Source organism: Streptomyces beihaiensis (assembly GCF_026274175.1).
Lineage (GTDB): Bacteria > Actinomycetota > Actinomycetes > Streptomycetales > Streptomycetaceae > Streptomyces > Streptomyces beihaiensis.
Window position 1 is genome coordinate 1 of the sequence record NZ_JAPHNL010000068.1, and the last position, 23,826, is coordinate 23,826.

At 70.6% G+C, this 23,826-nt stretch carries 18 protein-coding genes and 2 pseudogenes; 14 read left to right on the top strand and 6 right to left on the bottom strand.

Annotation, left to right across the window (positions count from 1 at the left end; translation table 11 throughout):
- On the top strand, positions 1 to 378 hold a 378-nt coding region (locus OFY01_RS08365), incomplete at its 5' end, for an alpha amylase C-terminal domain-containing protein (RefSeq protein WP_266597860.1).
- Positions 379 to 704: 326 nt separating this feature from the next.
- Positions 705 to 2,207, top strand: a complete 1,503-nt coding sequence (locus OFY01_RS08370; RefSeq protein ID WP_266597862.1) for a SulP family inorganic anion transporter — start codon at positions 705 to 707, stop codon at positions 2,205 to 2,207.
- A gap of 53 nt (positions 2,208 to 2,260) precedes the next feature.
- On the opposite strand, the gene OFY01_RS08375 is transcribed toward OFY01_RS08370, so the two are convergent.
- Positions 2,261 to 3,190, bottom strand: coding sequence for a hypothetical protein (locus OFY01_RS08375; protein WP_266597954.1), 930 nt, complete (start codon positions 3,188 to 3,190; stop codon positions 2,261 to 2,263).
- 528 nt (positions 3,191 to 3,718) lie between these two features.
- A pseudogene (locus OFY01_RS32370) lies at positions 3,719 to 4,036 on the bottom strand (helix-turn-helix domain-containing protein); the annotation flags it as partial.
- Between OFY01_RS32370 and OFY01_RS08385 the strand changes: the two are divergent.
- Complete coding sequence (locus OFY01_RS08385) at positions 4,035 to 4,913, top strand: hypothetical protein (protein ID WP_266597864.1); 879 nt, start codon at positions 4,035 to 4,037, stop codon at positions 4,911 to 4,913. The pseudogene OFY01_RS32370 and the gene OFY01_RS08385 overlap by 2 nt on opposite strands.
- Positions 4,914 to 5,158: 245 nt before the next feature.
- On the opposite strand, the gene OFY01_RS08390 is transcribed toward OFY01_RS08385, so the two are convergent.
- Positions 5,159 to 5,866: a hypothetical protein gene (locus OFY01_RS08390; protein ID WP_266597866.1), complete on the bottom strand. Its 708-nt coding sequence runs from the start codon at positions 5,864 to 5,866 to the stop codon at positions 5,159 to 5,161.
- A gap of 625 nt (positions 5,867 to 6,491) precedes the next feature.
- Between OFY01_RS08390 and OFY01_RS08395 the strand changes: the two genes are divergently transcribed.
- From OFY01_RS08395 to OFY01_RS08405, 3 genes are read left to right on the top strand one after another with little or no spacing between them, the layout of a single operon-like run.
- Entirely contained in the window at positions 6,492 to 7,304 is an 813-nt protein-coding gene (locus OFY01_RS08395; RefSeq protein WP_266597868.1) for a hypothetical protein, read from the top strand.
- 59 nt (positions 7,305 to 7,363) lie between these two features.
- Positions 7,364 to 8,971 (top strand): hypothetical protein, encoded by a 1,608-nt coding sequence (locus OFY01_RS08400; RefSeq protein ID WP_266597870.1) that lies wholly within the window; start codon positions 7,364 to 7,366, stop codon positions 8,969 to 8,971.
- 1 nt (position 8,972) lies between these two features.
- Positions 8,973 to 9,668, top strand: coding sequence for a nucleotide-binding protein (locus OFY01_RS08405; RefSeq protein ID WP_266597872.1), 696 nt, complete (start codon positions 8,973 to 8,975; stop codon positions 9,666 to 9,668).
- Between the two features lie 271 nt (positions 9,669 to 9,939).
- Here OFY01_RS08405 and OFY01_RS08410 read toward each other — a convergent pair whose 3' ends face one another.
- The gene (locus OFY01_RS08410) at positions 9,940 to 10,890 is read right to left on the bottom strand and encodes a macro domain-containing protein (RefSeq protein ID WP_266597873.1); all 951 of its coding nucleotides are present in this window, start codon (positions 10,888 to 10,890) and stop codon (positions 9,940 to 9,942) included.
- An 81-nt stretch (positions 10,891 to 10,971) separates the two neighbouring features.
- On the opposite strand from OFY01_RS08410, the gene OFY01_RS08415 reads away from it, so the two are divergent.
- From OFY01_RS08415 to OFY01_RS08445, 7 genes are all read left to right on the top strand, one after another.
- Positions 10,972 to 12,366: a macro domain-containing protein gene (locus OFY01_RS08415; RefSeq protein ID WP_266597874.1), complete on the top strand. Its 1,395-nt coding sequence runs from the start codon at positions 10,972 to 10,974 to the stop codon at positions 12,364 to 12,366.
- A 747-nt stretch (positions 12,367 to 13,113) separates the two neighbouring features.
- The gene (gene kdpF, locus OFY01_RS08420) at positions 13,114 to 13,203 is read left to right on the top strand and encodes a K(+)-transporting ATPase subunit F (protein ID WP_266597875.1); all 90 of its coding nucleotides are present in this window, start codon (positions 13,114 to 13,116) and stop codon (positions 13,201 to 13,203) included.
- An 8-nt stretch (positions 13,204 to 13,211) separates the two neighbouring features.
- Complete coding sequence (gene kdpA / locus OFY01_RS08425) at positions 13,212 to 14,876, top strand: potassium-transporting ATPase subunit KdpA (protein ID WP_266597876.1); 1,665 nt, start codon at positions 13,212 to 13,214, stop codon at positions 14,874 to 14,876.
- Complete coding sequence (gene kdpB / locus OFY01_RS08430) at positions 14,873 to 17,104, top strand: potassium-transporting ATPase subunit KdpB (protein ID WP_266597878.1); 2,232 nt, start codon at positions 14,873 to 14,875, stop codon at positions 17,102 to 17,104. The genes kdpA and kdpB overlap by 4 nt, the downstream gene beginning before the upstream one ends.
- A gap of 5 nt (positions 17,105 to 17,109) precedes the next feature.
- Positions 17,110 to 17,721, top strand: a complete 612-nt coding sequence (kdpC, locus tag OFY01_RS08435; protein WP_266597880.1) for a potassium-transporting ATPase subunit KdpC — start codon at positions 17,110 to 17,112, stop codon at positions 17,719 to 17,721.
- A gap of 198 nt (positions 17,722 to 17,919) precedes the next feature.
- Complete coding sequence (locus OFY01_RS08440; protein WP_266597882.1) at positions 17,920 to 18,603, top strand: response regulator; 684 nt, start codon at positions 17,920 to 17,922, stop codon at positions 18,601 to 18,603.
- A gap of 44 nt (positions 18,604 to 18,647) precedes the next feature.
- Positions 18,648 to 21,200 carry a sensor histidine kinase gene (locus tag OFY01_RS08445; protein WP_266597884.1) on the top strand — a complete coding sequence of 851 codons (2,553 nt, stop codon included), beginning with the start codon at positions 18,648 to 18,650 and terminating at the stop codon, positions 21,198 to 21,200.
- A 46-nt stretch (positions 21,201 to 21,246) separates the two neighbouring features.
- Here the strand turns inward: OFY01_RS08445 and OFY01_RS08450 are convergent, their stop codons facing one another.
- Entirely contained in the window at positions 21,247 to 21,498 is a 252-nt protein-coding gene (locus OFY01_RS08450) for a hypothetical protein (RefSeq protein WP_407700304.1), read from the bottom strand.
- Between the two features lie 48 nt (positions 21,499 to 21,546).
- On the opposite strand from OFY01_RS08450, the pseudogene OFY01_RS08455 reads away from it, so the two are divergent.
- Positions 21,547 to 22,267: pseudogene (locus tag OFY01_RS08455) on the top strand (LacI family DNA-binding transcriptional regulator); the annotation flags it as partial.
- 122 nt (positions 22,268 to 22,389) lie between these two features.
- Here OFY01_RS08455 and OFY01_RS08460 read toward each other — a convergent pair.
- The gene (locus tag OFY01_RS08460) at positions 22,390 to 23,535 is read right to left on the bottom strand and encodes an exonuclease domain-containing protein (protein WP_266597886.1); all 1,146 of its coding nucleotides are present in this window, start codon (positions 23,533 to 23,535) and stop codon (positions 22,390 to 22,392) included.
- Between the last annotated feature and the right edge of the window lie 291 nt (positions 23,536 to 23,826).

Sequence of the window (23,826 nt, forward strand, 5' to 3'; positions counted from 1 at the left end):
GCCCTGTGGGAACAGGACACCACCCCCGCCGGCTTCACCTGGGTGGCGGCCGACGCCGCCGACGACAACGTCCTCGCTTTCCTCCGCCACCCCGCCACCGACGGCGCCCCACCCCTGCTCTCCGTCTCCAACTTCTCCCCGGTCGTCCGCCACGACTACCGCCTCGACCTGCCGCCGACCACCGAGACCACCACCAGCACCGGCGCCACCACCGGCACCGGCACCGACATTCCCGTGTGGCAGGAGGTCCTCAACACCGACGAGGCCCGCTACGGCGGCGGTGACGTACGCAACCCCGACCCGATCAAGACGACGGAATCGGGCATCCACCTCACGCTGCCACCGCTGGCGACGGTGTGGCTGAGCCCGGGGGCGTAGCCGTCGGTGCCCGGCCGGCCCCGCTCGGCGACCTCGCCGATTTGCGTGTGCCGGTAGAGTCTTCCTTCGGAGAACTCCGGGCCATGGCGCCCGACCGGCAGCCGGAGGCCGACTGCCGGGGACCGGCCGGGCCCCGCTGACGTGGCCGGGCGCATTCCTCGGGTCCCTCACGATTCCGCCCCTTCGACATGCACCGTGCGACGCACAACGCCCAACGCCCAACGGGCGGCGTGCGGCATGCGGCATGCGATGTGCGGAGTCACGTACGACGACACCGCGTACGCGTGCCGCTGACGGCCATGCGTGCCTGATCAGGAAACGGTTGCATGTCCTCACCGCTCGGCGCGGCCCCCAGGCTGCGCATGTCCAAGCCTGACTGGCTCCAGTCCCCGAAGGTCCTGCGGACAGAGGTCCTCGCCGGTCTGGTCGTCGCGCTCGCCCTGATCCCCGAGGCCATCTCCTTCTCGGTCATCGCCGGGGTCGATCCGAGCATCGGTCTTTGCGCGGCGTGCACGATGGCGATCGTCATCTCCGTCGTGGGCGGCCGCAAGGCGATGATCTCGGCCGCGACCGGTGCCGTGGCGCTGGTCGTCGCGCCGATCAACCACAAGTACGGACTCGGTTACCTGGTCGCCACCGTCATCCTGGCGGGTGTCTTCCAGATCGTCCTGGGCTCGCTCGGGGTGGCGAAGCTGATGCGCTTCGTGCCGCGCAGCGTGATGGTCGGCTTCGTCAACGCGCTCGCGATCCTGATCTTCATGGCGCAGCTGCCGGAGATGGAGCACGTGCCGTGGGCCGTCTACCCGCTGATCGTCGGCGGACTCGCGCTCATGTTCACCTTCCCGAAGATCACGAAGGTGATCCCGGCCCCACTCGTCTCGATCATCATCCTCACCCTGATCACGGTGGGCGCCGGGATCGCGGTGCCGACGGTCGGCGACAAGGGCGCGCTGCCGTCGTCGCTGCCGGTGCCCGGTCTGCCGGACGTGCCGTTCACGCTCGACACACTCAAGATCATCGCCCCGTACGCCCTCGCCATGGCGCTGGTCGGCCTGATGGAGTCGCTGATGACGGCCAAGCTGGTCGACGACATCACCGACACGCGCTCCAACAAGACCCGCGAATCCGTCGGCCAGGGCATCGCCAACATCGTCACCGGCTTCTTCGGCGGCATGGGCGGCTGCGCCATGATCGGCCAGACCATGATCAACGTGAAGGTCTCGGGCGCCCGCACCCGCCTGTCCACGTTCCTGGCGGGCTCGTTCCTGATGGTGCTCTGCATCGTGCTCGGGCCGGTCGTCTCCCACATCCCGATGGCCGCGCTGGTCGCGGTGATGGTCCTGGTCTCGATCGGCACGTTCGACTGGCACTCCGTCCAGCCGAGGACGCTGAAGCGGATGCCGCTCGGCGAGACCACGGTCATGGTGATCACCGTCATCGTCGTGGTGGCCACGTCCAACCTGGCCATCGGCGTCGTCGTCGGCTCGATCACCGCGATGGTGATCTTCGCCAAGCGGGTCGCCCACCTCGCCGAGGTCTCCGGAGTCGTCGACCCGGACGGCAAGCAGGCGGTGTACGCGGTCACGGGCGAGCTGTTCTTCGCGTCCTCCAACGACCTGGTGACCCAGTTCGACTACAAGAACGACCCCGCCGACGTCGTCATCGACCTGTCGGACGCCCACATCTGGGACGCGTCGTCGGTGGCGGCGCTCGACGCGATCGAGACCAAGTACGCCGAGCGCGGCAAGAAGGTCACCATCGTCGGCCTGAACCAGCCCAGCGCCGACATGCACGAGCGCCTCGCGGGCCGCCTCACGGCGGGTCACTGACCGGCGGTCGCGATGCGCTTGAGGGGCGGCGTCCGGCGCACGGTCGGCGGACGTCAGGGTGAGACCGAGGTGGGGGACCAGGCCGTGCCGTCGTAGTAGTAGGCCGGGTCACCCTTGAGACCGACGGTGCGGAAGGGCCGCCCGTCGGCCTTGATCGGCAACAGGCCACTGCGTGTGCCGCTCGTCCAGGACAGCACCAGGTACCAACTGACGTCCTGGCCCCCGGTCCTCGCGTCCACGTTCAGAACCTGGGGGTCGCCGGCCGAGACCTGGTAGGGGAAGTCCGTCACCTTCTTCTTCACGCCGCTCCCGACATAGCCCGCCACCGGACTGGTGCGCGGCACCGTCGCGTCGAGATCCACGGCGAACGACGCCGGGTCGAGCCCACCGCCGCAGCCGGAACCGGGAGTGAAGGCGTTCCCGCGCGGCGCGGGTCTGCTGCTCATCACGTGCGCGTAGAGCGCGTTCAGCACGACCGGCTCCCCGGTCGTGCTCTGCACGGTGAGCTGTAGGCGCAGATGCCCGCCCGGGACCCCGCCGAGAGCCGAGGCCCACGCGTCCGTCTGCTCCAGCGACGGCGGCGGAGGGACCTTGCCGGGCTTTCGCGGCATCATGAACCACTGGCCGCACTGCGTGTCCCAGTTGTCGTTGAGCACGGCGACCGTGATGGGCGGCTTCCCGTCGCCGCCGGCGCTGGTCGCCGTGGCGGTGGGCGAGCCGGTGGCGGCCGAGGGCCCGGCCGTGGCGCCGGAGGTGCCGGAGGCGCCGGCCGGGGACCGCCCCGGCGAAGCGGATACGGTCCCGGCGGGCGCCGGGGGCGTCTCACCCGTCGCCCGGCCGGTCGCGCCCGCCGAGGCGCGCAGCGCGAGCGGGGCGGTGGTTCCGGTGTCCTCGGCATGCGCGGCGTCTTTGTTGTGGAGCGCGAACGGAAGGGCGGCGACGGCCGCGACGGTGGCGACGGCGGCGGCACCGAGAACGAGCACGGACCGCCTCGACTTCCGGGGCCACCCCCGAGCCCCTTCCCGTTCACGCGGCCCCCGCGCGGTCCCGGCCTTCAGCGTGCCGATCGTTTCGAGCGCCTCAAGCGCCTTGGGTGCCTCAAGCGTCCCGGACACCCGGGATGTCCCGGATACCCCCCGGTCCTCCGGTGCGCTCGACATCACTGACGCTTCCGGTGCCTCCTTCGGCTCATCGGACAGCCCGGACGTCCAGGGATTTCCGGGTGCCTCAGTCGCCCCCGGCTCACCCGTGGGTGTGGCGGGTGCGTTCGCCTGATCGGCTTCTGTTTCCCCTGTTTCCCCTGTTTCCCCCGCCGTCCGGGCGGGCGCGGGCTCTCCCGCCCGCCGTACGGACTCCGGTTCACCGGTCGGCCGCGCGGGCGCCGGTTCCGCCGTGGGCCGCGCGGAGTCCCGACGGGCCGCGTCCGCCAGCAGCCAGCGTCGGTGCAACGTCACCAGTTCCTCCGGGCCCGCCCCGCACAGACGCGCGAGGCGCTCCACCGGGGCGTAGTCGGTGGGCACGGCCGCGCCGTTGCAGTAGCGGTGCAGCGTGGAGGTACTGACGTGCAGACGGGTGGCGAGTTGCCCATAGCTGCGCCCCGAGCGCTCTTTCAGCGCGCGCAGCATCGTGGCGAAATCTTCGACATGTGTGGCCACGCCACGCTCCCCTCGTCCCGCACGACCGTTCCAGGCAATGTCATCATCGCAGCTCACAGGGGCTGGAACGTTCCAGCGTCCCTGACTGTCGCGAGACTGTGGCATCCGGGACGGACCAGGTCCGACGGTAGTGACGCAAGCCAGCCGACTCCCACAGCGAAGGTCACTCGCCATGTCGATGAAGTCCGCCCTCACGTTCACCCGGTCGATGAAGTCCGGCCTCACGTCCGCCGCCGTCCTCACCCTCGGAGCGCTCGCGCTCACCGCATGCCAGTCGGGCACCCCCGGGGCGGCGAGCAGCGCCTCCCCCTCATCCGTCGCTTCCGGTCCCGCGGCCGGCTCCTCCAGCGTCGCCGGCCCGGCTGGGGACACGTCGGGCCGGTCGGCCTCCGCACCGTCCGCCTCGTCGCACAGCGACGGCACAGGCGGCACGAGCGGCGTCGGCGGGACGGGCAAGGCGGTCAGCGCCAGCAGCGACGGTGCCGGTGGCAAGACCGGTCGGTCGGGCGGCACCGGTGGTAAGGGCAAGGCCGGCGGCGCCGGCCACACCAGCGCTTCGGACGGTTACGCGACGAGCGACGGCTACGCCTACAAGCACCCCTGCACCCCGCAGCAGCTCTCGGTGCACGTGGTCCGCCGTTCGGCCGCACCGTCCCAGCGGGTGATCGAGGTCCACAACAAAGGGGCGCGCTCCTGTGGCCTCAGCTACTTCCCGCTGGTCGCGCTTCAGAACGCGAAGGAGACGAACGGCAACCTGGCGATCAAGCCTCTGATCCCGGGCGGCCTCGGCGGCCCGCCCGCCTCGCCCGTCTACGCCGGGCACACCGTCTACGCCGTCATCGACCTCGACCCGAGCGGAGCGACCGTCGGAGCCGCGCGAAACATCAACCAGATGGACGTGCTGGCCGACGGCGATCACATGCCGAACGCCGCCACGCTGAACTTCCCGCTCGGTGACAAGGCGCTCGTGCTGAAGCCCAAGCTGGGACTCTACGAACGCGACATCGCGGACGCCGTCAAGTCGATGCACTCGGCGAACACCCGCCCCTGAGTCTCCTCGCTCGCACGAGCGGTGAACCCTCGCACGACCGGTGCCCCTCCGCCCTGTCGGTAGTGGTTCGGCCCGCCGACCGGGCGGCTCGCGGCGCCGGGCGCCGGGCGCCGGACGGAGTGGCGGAGCAACGGGATTGCCTCGGACCGATCACAGTCCGAGGCAATCTCCGCCGCCCCGCCGCGGGCCACCGACACGTTCACAACGGGCCGCCGACGTTGCTCACGGCGGGCCACCGACGTCGCTCACGGCGGGCCGCCACCGGAGCGAACGCCCCCGCTGCCACCGCTCTCCGCGTGCTGATAGGCGCGCAGGGTGACGGAGGCCGGTGGCCAGGGCGGGGCGACGGGCCGCAGCCGCCGCCAGTCGTACGGGGGGTGCCCCAGCTTCGGGCGGCGCCGGTCGTAGCCGTTGATCAGCAGCCACCCGCCGACGCAGCCCACGATCAGCACGCGCCCCGCGACATCGGCGGGGCGTGCCCCGGGCGCGAGGAGCCCGCCGAGCCCGGCCGTCCACAGCCAGTAGCCGAGCAGTGGGTAGACGACCAGTTGGTGCCAGATCTTGGTCGGGGCGACAGCCTGCCGACGGGTGAAGAACCCCCCGCGCAGCTCGCCCCACCACTGCACGGCGCCGAAGCACAACCAGCCGGCGCCGAAGGCAAGCCCCCACCACGGCCCCGTGGGCCCGCCCGGCCCCCCGCCCCCACCGGCGCCCGCGCCAGGCAGCACCGAACCGGTCCGCCACACCCCGACACCGACCGCCACGGCCAGCAAGGGGTCGCCGACCAGCACCGCCACGAACCCCGTACGAAACCCCATCAGGCGCCGCTCGAGCACCAGCGCCAACACCCAAAGACCCCCGGGCGTCACGGCGAACGCCGCGAGCGCGGCGACCCACGGGCCGTGCTGCAGCGGCACGCCCAGCCAGGGAAGGTAGCCGTCACTCACGAGCACACCGGCGAGCCTGTCCGCCGTCTCCGGCACGGCCGCCGCCGGCGGCAGAGCACCGGCCGGGAGAGGCCGTGGGCGGGGGCACGGCCGCCGACGCGGATCTCACCGCCCTCGCGCGAGCCGAGCGCCGACAGCGGCCCGCGTGCCCCGGCCCGCCCGAAACTTCGAGCACCCTGACCGGCCCGGCGACCCGCCCCTTGCTGTTGCCCCGACTGTTTCGACATACCTCCATGGTGATGAACTCCGGCGCGACGCGCAGTCTCCGCCCGTGGCTCAAACGGCCGCCACGCCGCGCGAGCTCCTCCAGCACCTTGCGCACGTGGGCACGTGGGCACATGGGCACGTGGGCACATGGGCACGTGGATTCAGTCGACCGATCACGGTCCGAGGCAGTTCCCCGCCAACTGCGGCCTCGGCCCGCCGGAGCGGGCCGGAAGCGGTTCGGAAGCGGGCCGGTTCTGGCCGCGGAAGCGGCGCCGCTGGTGCCATCGGAAGCGTCAATCGCCTTTCCTCACCCCTTGTCGACCGCCGGCCATGGCAGGCCCGTCGGGCGCGTACGCACCGGACGGGTCGCCGCGAGGGCGGCCGGGGCGGGGGCGGCGCACTGCCGCGACCGCTGGAGAACCCCATGACCGATCCAGGAACCACTCCGCGCGCCAAGCGTCCGGATCCGCCGTCCATCCCCCTGGAGCCGCCCTCGTACCGCGCCCCGGGGCTGATACCACCGGGCGGCCCGGCCCGGACCTGGGGGCTCGTGGTCATCGCCACGCCCCTGCTGCTCGCCTTGCTGGCGGCTCTGATCGGCGGCGCGGCCGGCGGTTCCGGCACATCCGGCCCAGGCCCGGGACCCGGCTATGACGGATCGAACTACAGCGGCTCAGGCGTCTCGGACACCGCAGGTGGAGGTGGAGGCGGAGACGGAGGCGGAGGAGCGACGGACCCGACCGGCTACGCGTCCCCGACCGTGCCCTCGGGGCCCTACGGCGACACCGGCACACCACCGGACCCGTACGCCACCACGCCCGGAGCGGCCACGACCGACGTCTACGGCGGCAGCGGCTACGCCGACGGCGGCTCCACCTACCCGCCGGACACCGCCTCCGCCACCGCGGGCGACACGGCCGCCACCACCGGCACGGGCCCGAGCACCGGCAAAGGACCGCGCGACGTCGTCACCGCCTACTTCGCGGCGCTCAACGCCCACGACTACCGCACCGCCTGGGCGCTCGGCGGCAAGAACCTCGACTCCGACTACAACACCTTCGTCTCGGGCTACAGCACCACCGAGCAGGACACCATCGGCACCGTGTCCGTGAAGGGCACCAAGGTGCGACTGACCATCAAGGCCCTCCAGACGGACGGCACGACGCACTCCTACGACGCCACCTACACCGTCCGCGACGGCGAGATCACCAGCGGCACGGCCACCCAGACCGGCTGACATCCACCCGGGCGCGTCCGCAGCGGTGCGCGCCTTCCTGAGCGGAGCGCTGAATCACCATGACCACCAACCTACTTCACCCGTCTCCTCCCAGCTCACCACCGCCGAAGCCACCGCAGCCCCGGCAGTACGCCCGCACCAGGGCCACCCGGCTGCTGTCGGCGGGCACCTACCTCGATCCCGGTTACCGCCGCGACGTGATCCGGGTGCTGCTGAAGATGCGGCACCGGGTCGTCGCGCCCTCCTACGGCTACGACGCCGTGTCGGTCCTCGCCCACGCCCTCGCCGCGCGCCGCCTGCGCCGTATCCAGTGGGGGGTCGCCCTGGGCGGGATGGCCCTGGTCCTGGTGCTGTCGGGCAACGGAGCGCTCAGTCCGGCCCTCGCCGTGATCGGCCTGTTCTGGGTGCCGTGGGCAGCGGCCTACCTGCGCAGGATCGTGACCCTGCACATCCTCATGACACGGCTGCGTGAGGACGGCGCCGACGGTGGCTTCGACGGCGCCTGCCCCGCACACGCCAAGCTGACCGGGGCCCTCGCCCACAAGATCGACCACGAGCAGGCCAGCCGTGGCGGGCTGGTCTTCTACGGCGGCTACCAGCCGTTCGTCGGCGCGGGCGTTCCGCTGAACGACTGGGCGAACGCGCAGTTGCTGCTCGGCGCGCCGAGGACACGGATCACGGCGCGCAAACCCAAGGACGGCTCCCTGCCCGACCTCGACACCGTCGAGCGCAGGGACGTCATCCCGTTCGACGTGACCGAGATCACCCGCGAGGTCGCCGCCCGCATGGCCGCCGACCTGCGCGACGAGACCGGCCCGGACGGGCGGATCAACGGGCTGACCGTCGAACGGCGCCGCTACACCACCGCGATCCGCACCCGCGATCGCTCCACGAAGGCCGGCTGGTCGATCCTGCCCAGCGTGGAGGACCTCCCCGCGCTCCACTGGCGGGAGGACTACGACGCTGCCCGCGAGTACCTGTGCATACGGGTCGGGTCGTGGGACGAGGAACTGGTGACCACGATCTACGTGGGCTTCGACCTCAGGGGCAGCACCCTGCACACCGAGTTCTACACGTACGTGCTCGGGCCCCTCGTCGAGGACTTCCACCTGGTGGACCAGCTGCCCGCCGCCATGGACTGGCTGCTCGCGGTACGGGTGGCCTGGGACATGCTCACCAGCGCGGTCCGCTGGTGGGTGGGGCTGTGGCTGATGCCGCTGTGGCTGATCCCGGAGCGGTTCCTGCCGTCGTGGGCCGTCCCGTGGATCCGGCCCTGGCGCGCCAGGAGGGCCAGGAGGGCGGCCACGGTCTTCCTGAGGCTGCGGACGGTGGACTCCAGCGAGTTCCGGCTCGGGCGGTACGTCAACCGCTGGCTCAACTGTGGCGCGCTGACCAGCGTCAGGGAACTCGCCACCAGCGAGACCTTCCACCACTTCTTCCAGCAGGCCGACGCGGTGAAGTACATGCAGATCATCGAGCGCCGCCTGCTGGAGAACGTCCGCGCCTTCCTCGACGAGCACGACGTGGACCTCGCCGAGCACGACCGCGCACAGACCAACATCCTGCTCGGAGACAACAGCCAGAACGTCTTCGGCAGCGGGAACAGCAACTTCGGCTACAACTACCAGCCCCCAGCGGGCGGTTCGTCAGGAAAGACGGGGAAGTGACATGAGCCAGGGCCACACCTTCGGCGAGAACAACCAGAACATCCTCGGCGACGGGGCCAGCGGGTTCGGCTACCACGTCTACAACACCCCCCAGCCGGACCGGGAGCAGGAGAGCGCACAGGCCGCCGCCGAGCAGGAGGCGGCCCGCGCGTCCTACGCACGCAGTCGCAGCGTCTTCGTCGTGCACGGCCGTGACGAGGAGGTCCGCCTGGCCATGTTCGGGCTGCTGCGCCGGCTCGACCTGCGCCCGCTGGAGTGGGAGCGGCTGGTACGGGCCACCCACGGGGCCACTCCGTTCCTCGGCGAGGTCGTCGAGAAGGCGCTGTCGCAGGCCCAGGCCGCGCTCGTGCTGCTCACACCGGACGACGTCGCCAAGCTCCACCCGCACCTGCTGGGCGACCGGGAGCAGCCCTACGAAACCCAGTTCACCGGCCAGCCCCGGCAGAACGTGCTGATCGAACTCGGTATGGCCTTGATGGCCTACCCGGAGCGGACGGTGATCGTGGAGGTCGGCGAGGTACGGCCCGCGGCGGACCTCGCGGGCCGCAACGTGATCCGCTTCGACGGTTCCCTGGCATCCGTGTCGAAGATCGTCGAACGGCTCAAGGTGGCCGAGTGCGACCTCGACGACACCCGGCAGGACTGGCGGGAGACCTCGTACTTCAGGAACCTGTCGGCTTACCACCGACAGGCCTGAGGCACGGAGGCACGGAGGCGCGGAGGAAAGGGGCGGGAGGCCATGAGCCTTCCGCCCCCTCCGCGCGGGCACGCGGGGCGGGGCGCGGGGCGGGGCGCGGGGCGGGGAACCAACCACCGGGCACCCAACGGCAGACCCGGGCATCGGCACAGGGCCGGGAAGGAAGAGGGCCGGGAACAGGCATGGAAAGAGGCCCGGCAACAGGACCGGGACCAGGCCCGGGGCGCCGCCGGTGATGCGCGCGGCAACAGGATCGGGATCCCCGCAGGCACTACTGGTCCGGGCTCGTAGCCAGGGCGTCCAGGAACGCGGCGAGTTCGCGCATGTCGACGCCGTCCAGCTCGCCGGGCCGGACGACCAGGCGCAGTTCGCGGCAGACCGCGGCCTCCCGGGAGCTGGCCACGAAGGACACCAGGATCAGCCGGAGCAGACTGTCCCGGTCGAGGTAGCCGATCCGGGCGAGTCCCGACCCCACCAACGGCATGTCGACCCGGTCGAGTTGAGCGTGCGCGCGCAGCGCACGCCACAGACCGCCCAGCCCCCGCCACAGGTCGTCCACGCCCGACGACGCCACGTAGTCGTCGCCGATCCGGCTGTAGGCCACGCCGAACACCAGCCGGGGCCGGGCGCCCAGCACCGCGACCGTGCCGACCGGGTAGCGGTCGAGCTTGCCGAGCGGCTTGTCCGAGCGCGCCTCCCGGGCGACGGGCCGGACCGACGCGAGCGCCGCGTCCAGCTCCGCGTCCAGGCGGCGCGTGTCACCGCCGTAGCGGCGGTCCAGCAACTGTGCCTGCACACTGTCGTCGTTGATGACCCGTCCGCCCGCCGACAGGGTGTCGAAAGTGTCGCAGAACCCGACGACGAGGTGGGCGGGCCGGTCGAACACGTCGCCCGTCTCGACGACCACCGTCATGGCGGGCCGCCGGAACACCTGCCGCACCCGGGTGATCGGGCGGGCCCGCAGCAGCCCCCAGGCCAGGCAGGTGCCCACGGACAGTCCGACGACTGCGCCGGAACCGCTGTGGGGTACGAACGGGCCCACGACCTGGAGCACCGCGGAGAGCCCGCCGAACGCCACCATGGTGTCGCGCACGAAGACCTGCCGGGCGCGTCGCACACCACGCGGCCACCACGAACGCGCCAGGCGGCGCGGCCACGAGACGCCGCCGGACCGCAGCGCCCCGCCGGCCGGGCCCGAACCGTTGGAATCACCCGGATACATGGTTTCTCCAAGGCATCATGATAATCTGCCAGTCACCAAGGCTTACGCAGAGTGACGCACAATCGCCGGGGGGCGACGCGGATGGCCGGTGCGAGAGCGCGTATCCGGGTGAAGGTTCTGGGGCCGGTCCAGCTCGAGGTCGACGGGGCTGCCGTCAGGCTGACGCCCCTGACCGTACGGCTGTTGGTCCGTCTGGTGGCGGCCGAGGGCGAGGCGGTGCCGGTGCGGCAGCTCCGGCGCGACGTGTGGGGGCTCGCGGACGAACCACGCCATCTGGACCAGCGCAACCGCAACGAAGTGCAGAAGCGGGTGCTGGAGCTGCGGCGGGTGCTGGCGCCGGGTGACCGTTCGGGCGCGGGCAGTTCGGGTGCCCATGTGCTGCGCACCGAGCAGCAGGTGACGGCACAGGGCTCGGAGACGGCCTACCGTCTGGTTCTGCGGCCGGAGGAACTGGACAGTTCGCGGTTCACCGCGATCGTCAGCGAGGCTCTGCTCGCCCCGCCGGCCACCGCCGCGCACCAACTGGCCGAGGCGTTGTCCCTGGTACGCGGCAGGCCGCTGGCCGAGGTGAACGGCGAGGGGTTCGCGACGTCGTTCATCCGCCGCCTGACCGCCCTGCAGAACACCGCCCGCCGCGAACTGGTCCGCGTACAGACCGACTTGGGTCGCCCGGAGCTCGCCCTTCCGGTGGCCGAACTGATCGCCCACGAGCATCCCGACGACGTCGAGGCCGCACGGGCCCTCGACGCTCTGCGCGCGGAACTGCGGGCCCGGCACGGAGACGAACTGTTGCGGCACCGGGTGCCGTTGCCCGGCCGACGCGCGGAAGTGGTGCTGATACGCGGGGATCTGTTCGACCAGGTGGACGCCAATCTGGTGGTCGGCTTCTCGGACACGTTCGACACGGAGAACTCCGAAGACCTCGTGATCAGCCGCGAGAGCGTACAGAGCCAGCTCGTCGACCGGGTGTTCGCGGGGCGGCGCCGCCTGCTGGACGGCAAGCTGCGGGCGGGGCTGCGCACGGTGAAAGCGGTGGGCACCGAGAACGTGCGGTCCAAGCCGCTCGGCCGACGGGTGCGCTACCCGGTGGGCACCACCGTGATGCTGCCGGTCGACGGCCGCCGGGTGTTCGCCACCGCCTATTCGAGGCTCGGGAACGATCTGGTCGCCAGGTCCAACTGCGAGGACCTGCGGCGGAGTCTGGACAATGTGTGGGCGGCGGTGGCGGTGCACGGCCTGTTCAAGCCGGTCGCCGTGCCGCTGATCGGGTCCGGGCTGGCCCGGATCACGGATCTGGACCGGGGCCAGCTGGTCGCCCTGATCGTGGACTCGTTCATCGACGCCTGCCGCGAGCACCCCGCTCTGGCACCCGAGCTCCGGATCGTCGTCCGGCCCCAGGAACTGGCCAGGACCGACCTGACTCCGGTGGAGCGGCGCTTCCAGGAGACCGTGCCCGGCCTGCACGCGACGGACTGACGGCTGCGGTGGGGCCGAGCAGCGGCTCGGCCCTGGCCCCTGAACCGGCTTGCTGCTCCGCATAGTTGCTCCCCCCTCGCGGCCGCACTCCGCCACCCGTGCCTCGCGCCGCCTCGCCCGGCCCCACCGCTGTCCACGAGACCACGCCGGACGCTTCCTCCGGTACCCACCAACCGCTTCCGATCCGATTCCGAGCGGTTGCGGCAGCGGAGGGCCATCGAACTCCCCGACCGTGCCGGCAGCGATGACGTCCTTGACACCGAACCGGGCGAGATCGCCTTTGCGGGATACGCCTCCCCGCTTTCCCGGCCGGGTTCCGGCCATTCCCTCTGCGCCACCGTTGCCCGGCGCCCCGGCGCAACGGGAGCCGCGTACAACGGACCCCCTTCCTCCTGCCGAGACCGATCCGGCCGCCACCGAGGCGCCGGCTGAGTCCGCCGTTCGAGCCCCTGACACCGCCGGTTCGGCCGGACCTGACACGGGTGGTCCTGACAGCCGAGCAACGCAGGTGGAGCAACGGCGCCGCGGCGCGTTCCCGCGTATGGGGTGCGTCAAAGCGGCCGGGAGCGGCGTATGGATGCCGTTAAGGGGCGTAGATCCGGATCAGGACGGCGTGTTCGCTGGGTCGGTCAGATCCCTTCGATTCGCACCTCATCCAGGAGTTCCGATGGCCGACGTGGCCTTCGTCATCGGCACGATCGCGGTCTTCGCGCTCGTGGTCGTCATCGCCAAGGGGGTGACGAGGCTGTGACCGCCGAGAACATCGCCGGCCTCGTCGTGGCCGTCGCCCTGCTGGGCTACCTCGCCCTCGCCCTGATCTTCCCGGAGAGGTTCTGAGCCGCACCATGAGCCCCGTTCTTGCTGACGTGCTCACGGTCGTCGCGCTGACAGGCGCGCTCGCTCTGGTGCACCGTCCCCTCGGCGACCACATGGCCGCCGTGTACTGCTCCAAGAAGCACCTGCGGGTGGAGCGCTGGATCTACCGCGCCGTCGGCGCCAACCCGGACACGGAGATGCGCTGGCCCGTGTACCTGCGCGGGGTGCTCGCCTTCTCCGCGGTCGGCGTGCTCTTCCTGTACCTGGTGCAGCGAGTCCAGGACAAGCTGCCGCTGTCGCTCGGCTTCAAGCCGGTCTCCCCGGACCAGGCGTTCAACACGGCCGCCTCCTTCGTGTCCAACACGAACTGGCAGTCGTACGCGGGCGAGACCGCCATGAGCCATGTCACCCAGACCATGGGTCTGGCCGTGCAGAACTTCGTCTCGGCGGCCGTCGGTATCGCCGTCGCCGTGGCGTTGGTGCGCGGCTTCGCGCGCTCGCGCACCGGCGGCCTGGGGAACTTCTGGGCGGACCTGGTGCGCGGCACCATCCGGATCCTGATCCCTCTCTCGGTGGTCGCGGCCGTGGTCCTGATCGCGTGCGGCGCCATCCAGAACTTCGGCGACATCCACACGGTCACCACGCTCACCGGTGACAAGCAGTCCATCAGCCCCGGTGCCGTCGCCTCCCAGGAGGCCATCAAGGACATCGGCACCAACGGCGGCGGCTACTTCAACGCCAACTCCGCGCACCCCTTCGAGAATCCCGACGGCTTCACCAACTGGCTGGAGATCTTCCTGCTGCTGGTGATCCCGTTCTCGCTGCCGCGCACCTTCGCCACCATGGTCGGCTCGGCCAGGCAGGGCTACGCGATCGTCGCCGCGATGGGCGTCATCTGGCTGGCCGCCCTCGTCGCCGTGACGTGGCTGGAGTACGCCCACCCCGGCACCGCCTCGCAGCTCGCGGGCGGCTCGATGGAGGGCAAGGAGCAGCGGTTCGGCGAGGGGAACTCGTCCCTGTTCGCCGTCTCCACGACCATGACCTCGACCGGGTCCGTCGACTCCTTCCACGACTCCTTCCAGGGCCTGTCCGGCGGCGTCCTGCTCCTGGGCATGATGCTCGGCGAGATCGCGCCCGGCGGCGTCGGCTCCGGCCTGTACGGGATGCTGGTCATGGCGGTCATCGCGGTGTTCATCGCCGGGCTGATGGTGGGGCGCACGCCCGAGTACCTGGGCAAGAAGATCGGCTCCCGCGAGATCAAGCTGGCCGCCTGCTACATCCTGATCACCCCGGCCCTCGTCCTGACCGGCACCGCGCTCGCCATGGCGCTGGGCAAGGGCGTGCCGTCCATGACCAACCACGGGGCGCACGGCTTCTCCGAGGTCCTGTACGCGTACACGTCGGCGAGCAACAACAACGGTTCCGCCTTCGCGGGCTTCGGCGCCGACACCACGTACCACAACACGATGCTCGGGCTGTGCATGCTACTCGGCCGGTTCCTGCCGATGGTGTTCGTGCTCGCGCTCGCCGGTTCGCTGGCCGAGCAGAAGCCGATCCCCGCCACCGCGGGCACTCTGCGTACCGAGAAGCCGCTGTTCACCGGGCTGCTCGTCGGCGCCATCGTGATCATCACCGGTCTGACCTTCTTCCCGGCCCTCGCGCTCGGGCCGCTCGCCGAAGGGCTGGCGTCATGACCGCCGACATCAAGAAGCAGAACCAAGAGGACCGAGAGAACACCGTGTCCCAGACGCCTCCCACTCCTCCCGCCACATCGGCTCCCTCCGCCACGTCGGCTCCCTCCGCCACCTCGACCACTCCGAACACCGCGCCTCTCGCCCCGCACGCGGACGTGCCCACCGGGCACAAGGAGCAGCGGGACCGGATCGGCGGCGGCCTGTTCGACCCTCAGCAGCTGTGGACCTCGCTGCCGGACGCCTTCCGCAAGCTGGACCCGCGGGTGATGGCCAAGTCGCCGGTCATGTTCGTGGTGCTGGTCGGCTCGGTGGCCACCACGCTGCTCGCGGTCGAGAACCCGGGCGACTGGTTCGGCTGGACCATCGCAGCCTGGCTGTGGCTGACGGTGATCTTCGCCAACCTGGCCGAGGCCGTCGCCGAGGGCCGCGGCAAGGCGCAGGCGGACACCCTGCGCAAGGCCAAGACGGACTCCGTGGCGCGTCGGCTGGCCACCGACGGCACGACCGAGGAGCAGGTCCCTGGGACGGATCTGAAGATCGGCGACCGTGTCGTCTGCGAGGCGGGCGACATCATCCCCGGCGACGGTGACGTCGTAGAGGGCGTGGCGTCCGTCGACGAGTCGGCCATCACCGGCGAGTCGGCCCCCGTCATCCGCGAGTCCGGCGGCGACCGCTCGGCCGTCACCGGCGGCACGAAGGTCCTCTCCGACCGCATCGTCATCAAGATCACGACGAAGCCCGGCGAGACGTTCATCGACCGCATGATCAACCTGGTCGAGGGCGCCGCCCGGCAGAAGACGCCCAACGAGATCGCCCTCAACATCCTCCTGGCGTCCCTCACCATCGTCTTCCTGCTGGCCGTGGTCACGCTGAAGCCGTTCGCCATCTACGCGGGCGCCGACGACCAGACCTCCCTGGTCGTGCTGGCCGCGCTCCTGGTCTGCCTGATCCCGACCACGATCGGCGCCCTGCTCTCCGCCATCGGCATCGCGGGCATGGACCGCCTCGTACAGCGCAACGTACTGGCCATGTCCGGCCGCGCCGTCGAGGCCGCGGGCGACGTGTCCACGCTGCTGCTCGACAAGACCGGCACCATCACCCTCGGCAACCGTCAGGCCGCCGAGTTCGTCCCCGTACGCGGCACCACCGAGGCCGAGGTCGCCGACGCCGCGCAGCTCTCCTCGCTCGCCGACGAGACGCCCGAGGGCCGCTCCGTCGTCGTCCTGGCCAAGGAGAAGTACGGGCTGCGCGAGCGACACCAGGGCGAGCTGGAGCACGCCACGTGGATCGAGTTCACCGCCCAGACCCGTATGTCGGGCGTGGACGTCGGCGGCCGCAGGATCCGCAAGGGCGCGTCGGGGTCGGTCGTCGCCTGGGTGCGCGAGCGGGGCGGCCAGGTTCGCGACGAGGCCGAGAAGCTGGCGAACACCATCTCCGAGGCCGGCGGCACTCCGCTGCTCGTGGCGGTCGAGGACACCGAGGGTGCCCGTGTCCTGGGCGTCATCCACCTCAAGGACGTCGTCAAGGAAGGCATGCGCGAGCGGTTCGAGGAGCTGCGCCGCATGGGCATCAAGACGATCATGATCACCGGTGACAACCCGCTCACCGCGAAGGCCATCGCGGAGGAGGCGGGCGTCGACGACTTCCTCGCCGAGGCCACTCCCGAGGACAAGATGGCCCTCATCAAGCGGGAGCAGGCGGGCGGCAAGCTCGTCGCGATGACCGGTGACGGCACCAACGACGCCCCGGCGCTCGCCCAGGCGGACGTCGGTGTCGCCATGAACACGGGCACGTCGGCCGCCAAGGAGGCCGGCAACATGGTCGACCTCGACTCGAACCCGACCAAGCTCATCGAGGTCGTCGAGATCGGCAAGCAACTGCTGATCACCCGGGGCGCGTTGACCACGTTCTCCATCGCCAACGACGTCGCGAAGTACTTCGCGATCATCCCGGCGATCTTCGCGGTGGCGTACCCGTCGCTCGACAAGCTCAACATCATGGGCCTGGCCTCGCCGGAGTCGGCGATCCTCTCCGCGGTGATCTTCAACGCTCTGATCATCATCGCCCTGGTGCCGCTGGCCCTGAAGGGCGTCCGGTACCGGCCGATGAGCGCGGACAAGATGCTCCGCCGCAACCTGGCCGTCTACGGCCTCGGCGGCCTCGTGGTGCCGTTCATCGGCATCAAGCTCATCGACCTGCTCATCACGCTCATCCCCGGCGTCGGGTGAAGGACATGAACACTTCTTTCGCGAATTCAGCCCGCATGGTGGGGGCCGCGCTGCGCATGCTGCTCGTCCTCACCGTCCTCACCGGCGTCGTCTACCCGCTGCTCGTCACCGGCATCGGCCAGGCCGCCTTCCAGCACAAGGCCAACGGCTCGCTGGTGAAGGTCGACGGCAAGGAGGTCGGCTCCGAACTGATCGGCCAGAACTGGAACCTGCCCGGCACCGACAAGCCCGACCCGAAGTACTTCCAGCCCCGCCCCTCCAACAGCGCCTACGACCCACTGTCCACCGGCTCCAGCCAGCTCGGCGCGAGCGACCCGAGGTTGGTGAAGAGAGTCGAGGCCGCCAGGGCGCAGGTCGCCGCCTTCAATGCCGTACCGGAGTCGCGAGTGCCCGCCGACGCGGTCACCGGCTCGGCGTCCGCGATCGACCCGGACATCTCCCCGGCCTACGCCGGTATCCAGATCGACCGTGTCGCCAGGGTGAACAGGCTGCCCGCCGCCCAGGTGCGCAGGCTGGTGCGCGACCACACGGACGGCCGTGCTCTGGGCTTCATGGGCGAGCCGCGCGTCAACGTGCTGGAGCTGAACATCGCCCTGACGAAGCTGGCCAGACACTGATGGTCTTACGGAGGTCCGGAGGTCCGGAGGTCCTTACGGAGGTCCTTACGGAGGTCCTTACGGAGGTCCTTACGGAGGTCCTTACGGAGGTCCTTACGGACCGGGAGGGGCCGGCGGACCGTGAGGATTCACGGTTCGCCGGTCCCGAAGAGCACAATCACACCGAAACGACGGAGAACACAGGAAGGCCGCACGCCGATGACGCGGGTGCTGGTGGTCGAGGACGATCCACAGCTCGTACGAGCCCTCATGATCAATCTGCGGGCCCGGCAGTACGACGTGGATGCCGCCCCCGATGGCGTCACCGCGCTGCGGCTGGCAGCCGCCCGCCAGCCGGACGTCGTGGTCCTGGATCTGGGGCTGCCCGACATGGACGGCGTCGACGTGATCAAGGGGCTGCGCGGGTGGACCCGCGTACCGATCCTGGTACTGTCCGCCCGCGCCGCCTCCGGTGAAAAGGTCGCGGCCCTGGACGCGGGCGCCGACGACTACATCACCAAACCCTTCGGCATGGACGAGCTGCTGGCCCGGCTGCGCGCCGCCGTCCGCCGGAGCGCGGACGCACCCCTCACCCCCGAGACGACCCTCGTCACCACCCCCGACTTCACGATCGACCTGGTGGCCAAGAGGGTCGTGCGAGACGACCGCGGCGTTCGCCTCACCCCCACCGAATGGCATCTGCTGGAGATCCTGGTCACCAACCCCGGCCGCCTCATCACCCAGAAACAGCTCCTCCAGGAGGTGTGGGGCATTTCCCAGAGCAACAGGACCAACTACCTGCGCGTCTACATGGCGCAACTACGTCGCAAACTGGAAGCGGACCCCGCCCATCCCCGCTACCTGATCACCGAGCCGGGCATGGGCTACCGCTTCGAGGCATGACGCCCACGTCCGGGCACGGACACAGACACGAAGAGACGACACACATGGCACGCGGCAAGCTCCGGATCTACCTCGGCGCCGCACCGGGCGTCGGCAAGACGTACGCGATGCTCTCCGAGGCCCACCGCCGCATCGAACGCGGCAAGGACTGCGTGGTCGCGGTCGTGGAGCACCACGACCGCCCGCGCACCGAGGTGATGCTGAGCGGACTGGAACAGATCCCGCGCCGGGAGCTGGAGTACCGGGGCGCGCGGTTCACCGAGATGGACACCGACACGGTCCTCGCACGCCACCCTCAGGTGGCCCTGGTGGACGAACTGGCGCACACGAACGTCCCCGGCTCGCGCAACGCCAAACGCTGGCAGGACGTGGAGGAACTGCTCGCCGCGGGCATCGACGTCGTGTCGACCGTCAACATCCAGCACCTCGAATCCCTCGGCGACGTCGTCGAATCGATCACCGGCGTCCGGCAGCAGGAGACCGTGCCCGACGAGGTCGTGCGGCGCGCCGACCAGATCGAGCTGGTCGACATGTCCCCGGAAGCGCTGCGCCGCCGCATGGCCCATGGCAACATCTACAAGCCCGACAAGGTCGACGCGGCCCTGTCCAACTACTTCCGCCCCGGCAACCTCACCGCGCTGCGCGAGCTGGCCCTGCTGTGGGTGGCCGACCGGGTCGACGAATACCTCCACCAGTACCGGGGCGAGCACGGCATCCGCTCCACCTGGCAGGCCCGCGAGCGCATCGTCGTCGGACTGACCGGCGGACCCGAGGGCCGTACGCTGATCAGGCGTGCGGCGCGGTTGGCGGAGAAGGGCGCGGGCGGCGAGGTCCTGGCCGTCTACATCGCCCGCAGCGACGGACTGACCGCCGCCTCACCCAAGGAACTCGCTGTCCAGCGCACCCTCGTCGAGGACCTGGGCGGCACATTCCACCACGTCGTCGGCGACGATGTCCCCGCCGCGCTCCTCGACTTCGCGCGCGGCGTCAACGCCACCCAGATCGTGCTCGGCGTCTCACGGCGCAAGGGATGGCAGTACGCCTTCGGGCCCGGCGTGAGCGCCACCGTGGCCCGCGATTCCGGCCCCGACCTGGACGTCCACCTCGTCACCCACGGCGAGGCGGGCAAGGGCCGGGGACTCCCGATCGCGCGCGGCGCCCGGCTGGGCCGGACCCGGCTGCTGTGGGGCTGGCTGCTCGGCGTCATCGGCCCCCTCCTGCTCACCTACACCCTCACCCACATCACACCCGGCCCCGGCCTCATCAACGACGTCCTGCTCTTCCTGACGCTGACGGTGGGCGCCGCACTGCTCGGCGGCCTGCTGCCCGCGCTGGCCTCGGCGGCCGTCGGCTCGCTCCTGCTCAACTGGTACTTCACACCACCGGTCCACACCTGGACCATCGCCGACCCGGAGAACATCGTCGCCATCGCGGTCTTCTTCGCCGTCGCGGTGTCGGTGGCCTCCGTGGTGGACCTGGCCGCCCGCCGCACCCATCAGGCGGCGCGGCTGCGGGCCGAGTCGGAGATCCTCTCCCTCCTCGCGGGCAGCGTGCTGCGCGGCGAGACCAGCCCCGAGGCGATCCTCGAACGGGTCCGCGAGACCTTCTCCATGGAGTCGGCGGCCCTCCTGGAACGCGCAGGCGACGCCGCCCCGTGGACCTGCGTGGCCGAAGTCGGCTCCGACCCGGTCGTGGACCGGCCAAAGGACGCCGACGTCGACATGCCGGTCGGCGACCACATCGCCCTGACGCTGTCCGGGCGCGTACTGCCCGCCGAGGACCGCCGCGTCCTGGCCGCGTTCGCCGCCCAGGCCGTGGTCGCCCTGGACCGGCAACGGCTCCAGGAGGAGGCCGGGCAGGCCAAGGTCCTGGCCGAGGGCAACCGCATCCGCACCGCGCTCCTCGCCGCCGTCAGCCACGACCTGCGCACGCCCCTGGCAGGCATCAAGGCATCGGTCACCTCACTCCGCTCCGACGACGTGGAGTGGTCCGAGGAGGACCGCGCCGAACTCCTCGAAGCCATCGAGGAGGGCGCGGACCGCCTCGACCACCTGGTCGGCAACCTGCTCGACATGTCCCGCCTGCAGACCGGCACCGTCACCCCGCTGATCCGCGAGACCGACCTCGACGAGGTCGTCCCCATGGCACTGGCCGGAGTCCCGGAACCCGACGAGCTGATCGACCTCGACATCCCGGAGACGCTGCCCATGGTGGCGGTCGACCGCGGACTGCTGGAACGCGCCGTGGCCAACGTCGTCGAGAACGCCGCCAAGTACAGCCCCCCGGGCGCGAAGGTCCTCGTCTCCGCGAGCGCGCTGCACGACCGCGTCGAGCTCCGCGTCGTCGACCGCGGCCCCGGCGTCCCCGACGAGGCCAAGGACCGCATCTTCGCCCCCTTCCAGCGCTACGGCGACGCCCCGCGCGGCGCCGGCGTCGGCCTTGGCCTCGCCGTCGCCCGCGGCTTCGCCGAGGTCATGGGCGGCACCCTCACCGCCGAGGACACCCCCGGCGGCGGCCTCACCATGGTCCTCACCCTCCCCACGACCACCGGCCACCCACCGAACCGACCGGAACTCCCGGCGACCGTGGCGACATAGGACGCACGCAGGGACAGCGCTGACAGTGCTGTCCGCACCCGCTTGATCAGCGCCGCCGTCCCGGCGGTGCCGGCGGCGGAGACGGCGTGGCTGCTCCGGCGCGAACCGGGGCGTCGGCGCGTTGCGTGGTGCTGCGGGCCCCGGCTGCTTGTGCTCGGCGGCCCGGTGCGTGCCGCTCGCCGAGGCGGCGGACGCGCCAGGTCAGGGCGCGGGCCGGGCTGCGGGCGTCGTCCAGCGGGCGCCGGCCGAGCGCCTGGTCGAGGACGGTGGTGGCCGTTGTGGCGGACGGCTCCGACACGTCTGGGATGCTCTCACCGCCGTACTCGCCGAAGCGGACGCGGGTGTCGACCACATCGCCCGCACGAAGGCGACGCCTTGCCCCTGCCTCGGAAGGACGTAACGTCCTTCCGAGGCAGGGGGCAGCGCGTACGGGTGGGCACCAGGGTGCGAAGCTCATCGACGTCGCGCGGCTGGCGCGGGTCTCCACGGGGACGGTCTCCCACGTCCTCAACCGACCCGACCGGGTCGCCGAGGTCACCCGGGTGCGGGTCGAGAAGGCCATAGCCGACCTCGGACTCGTGCGGGGCGGCACGGTGTCGGAGCATGCGGCCCACTGGCGCAGGAACGGCTTCGCTACCTGGCTGCTCACCCCGGCGGTTTCCGGCTGGTACCCGAAGAAGGCACCACAGGAGGCCCGCCCCGTGCCCATCCTCGGCGGGCCGTGACCTGGCGTCCCGGCAAGAGGGCGCCGCGCCACCGATCGCGCCGATGCCTGCTGGCTCCAGATCGTCAAGGGCCTCATACCTCACGGTCTCCGTCACACCCACCGGACGATGCTGGAGGACCTGGGCACGGAGAAGGTGCTCATGGACGAGTGCATGGGTCACCTCGACGGTTCGGTCTCCGCGCGCTACGCCCACGCCACTCGTGGTATATGAGAACGCCTCATGCTCGGCCTGACCCAGCAGTGGGAGGCAGCACTCGACGCCCGCCTGGCCCTGTGCCCGACGTCACCGGTGCGCGTCCTCAACGACCTTCTGCGCGCACACGCAGCCGTTCTCCGATAGCTGCACGGCGCCCCACCACACTGTCGCGGGCACCGCCGTTTTCCCCATAGGAGGGTGGCGGTCCGACGCTCATGCGCCAGCGTGTATCCGAGGGCGCCCACACGGCCAGCAGAGACAACAGGTCAGTGCCGAAGGGAGGGGTGCGCCTTCTCAAGCGCTCTTCTCCCCAGCACCAGTTTGTCGAACTCCTCGTCGCTGATCACGGGCGCGTCCGTGATGTAGTAGCGGAAGCGGTGGTCGTCAATCTCCACGCTGAGGTTCGCGTGCTGGGCGGCTGCCTCCGTGAGAGGGAGCGCTTTTGCCTGACGCAGAGCCTCCGCGCTCACCGGGCTGCTGGCGGACAGGGAAAGCAGCTCCAGAAAGTCGGTCTCGGAAATGACCTCGATCTCATGCCCGGCATCCAGGAGTTCCTGCGCCTTCCGATGCTTCCCGCTGAGCGTCATGCCGGGTGCGAAGCGCGTGGGGTCGGCGGTGCCGACGACCAGGATGTCGGTCTTGCGGCTCACCCCCGCTGTGGCTTGCGCGCCGATGTCTGCCAGTCGCTGTTGGGCCTCGGCGCGGGACAGGGAGTTCAGCGTGCCGGTGATGCAGACGTGGCGGCCGTACAGGGGGCCCTCGGGGTCTGCCTCCGGATTCGCGGTCGGGATGGGCTGCCGCTTCTCCTGGACGCGGCAGCGACAGCTCGACCAGGACCCGGAGTCCGGGTAGAGCTGGCCGTAACGGATATGGAGTTTCCTCAGCAGATCATCGAGTTTGTCCGTGCCGTGCACGGGCATGGCGGCCAGCATGACGCGAGCGGCCGTGTCGGCATCTGCTTGAGCATCGTGGTGGGCGCCCGTCATGGGTACGCCGGCAGCCTCAGCTACGAACGGAAGGCGATAGGCAAGAAGCCTCCACGTTTGGCGGGCGACTACCAGGGAGCAGGCATACCGGACCCTGGGCCATTCGACCGCCGTCTCCGTGCAGGCTGCGCGCAATGCCCCGAAGTCGAAAGCGGCGTTATGGGCGACCAACGGACGGCCGTCGGCGAAGTCGAGGATCTGCCGCAGAACCGCCGGCCAGGCAGGCGCTCCATCGACCATCTGAGCAGTGATGCCGTGGATGGAGGTGTTGTATGCCGCGAAGCCTCCGTCACCGGGAGGGCTCACCAATGTGGAGAACCGTTCCGTGATCTTTCCGGCAACAACGGCTGTCATGCCGACCGAACAGATGCTCCCTGGCCAGTAGTTGGCGGTCTCGAAGTCGATTGAAACCCAGTCACCGTTCACGATTCCCTCCCCGCACTCCTTGAGATCTTCACACGCCCGGTGGGGTTCGGGGAACGTATGCGTCCCTTCGATCAGGCGCCGAGATTGCGCCGCACCCGCAGGGAATAGGTCGTCCCTTCCGGGCCGCTACTACTGCCCCAGCCGACGCTGGTAGCGACGTTCCAGCCTTGCTGTTCCCGCATCTGCTGGGCGAAGGCGTCCAAGTTTCGGATCTCGGTGCGTTGTGGCAAACCGGATCTTGTTCGAGGGGCAGCGGGTGGTCGTCTGGACTGAGGTTCGGGTGCGGTCGCG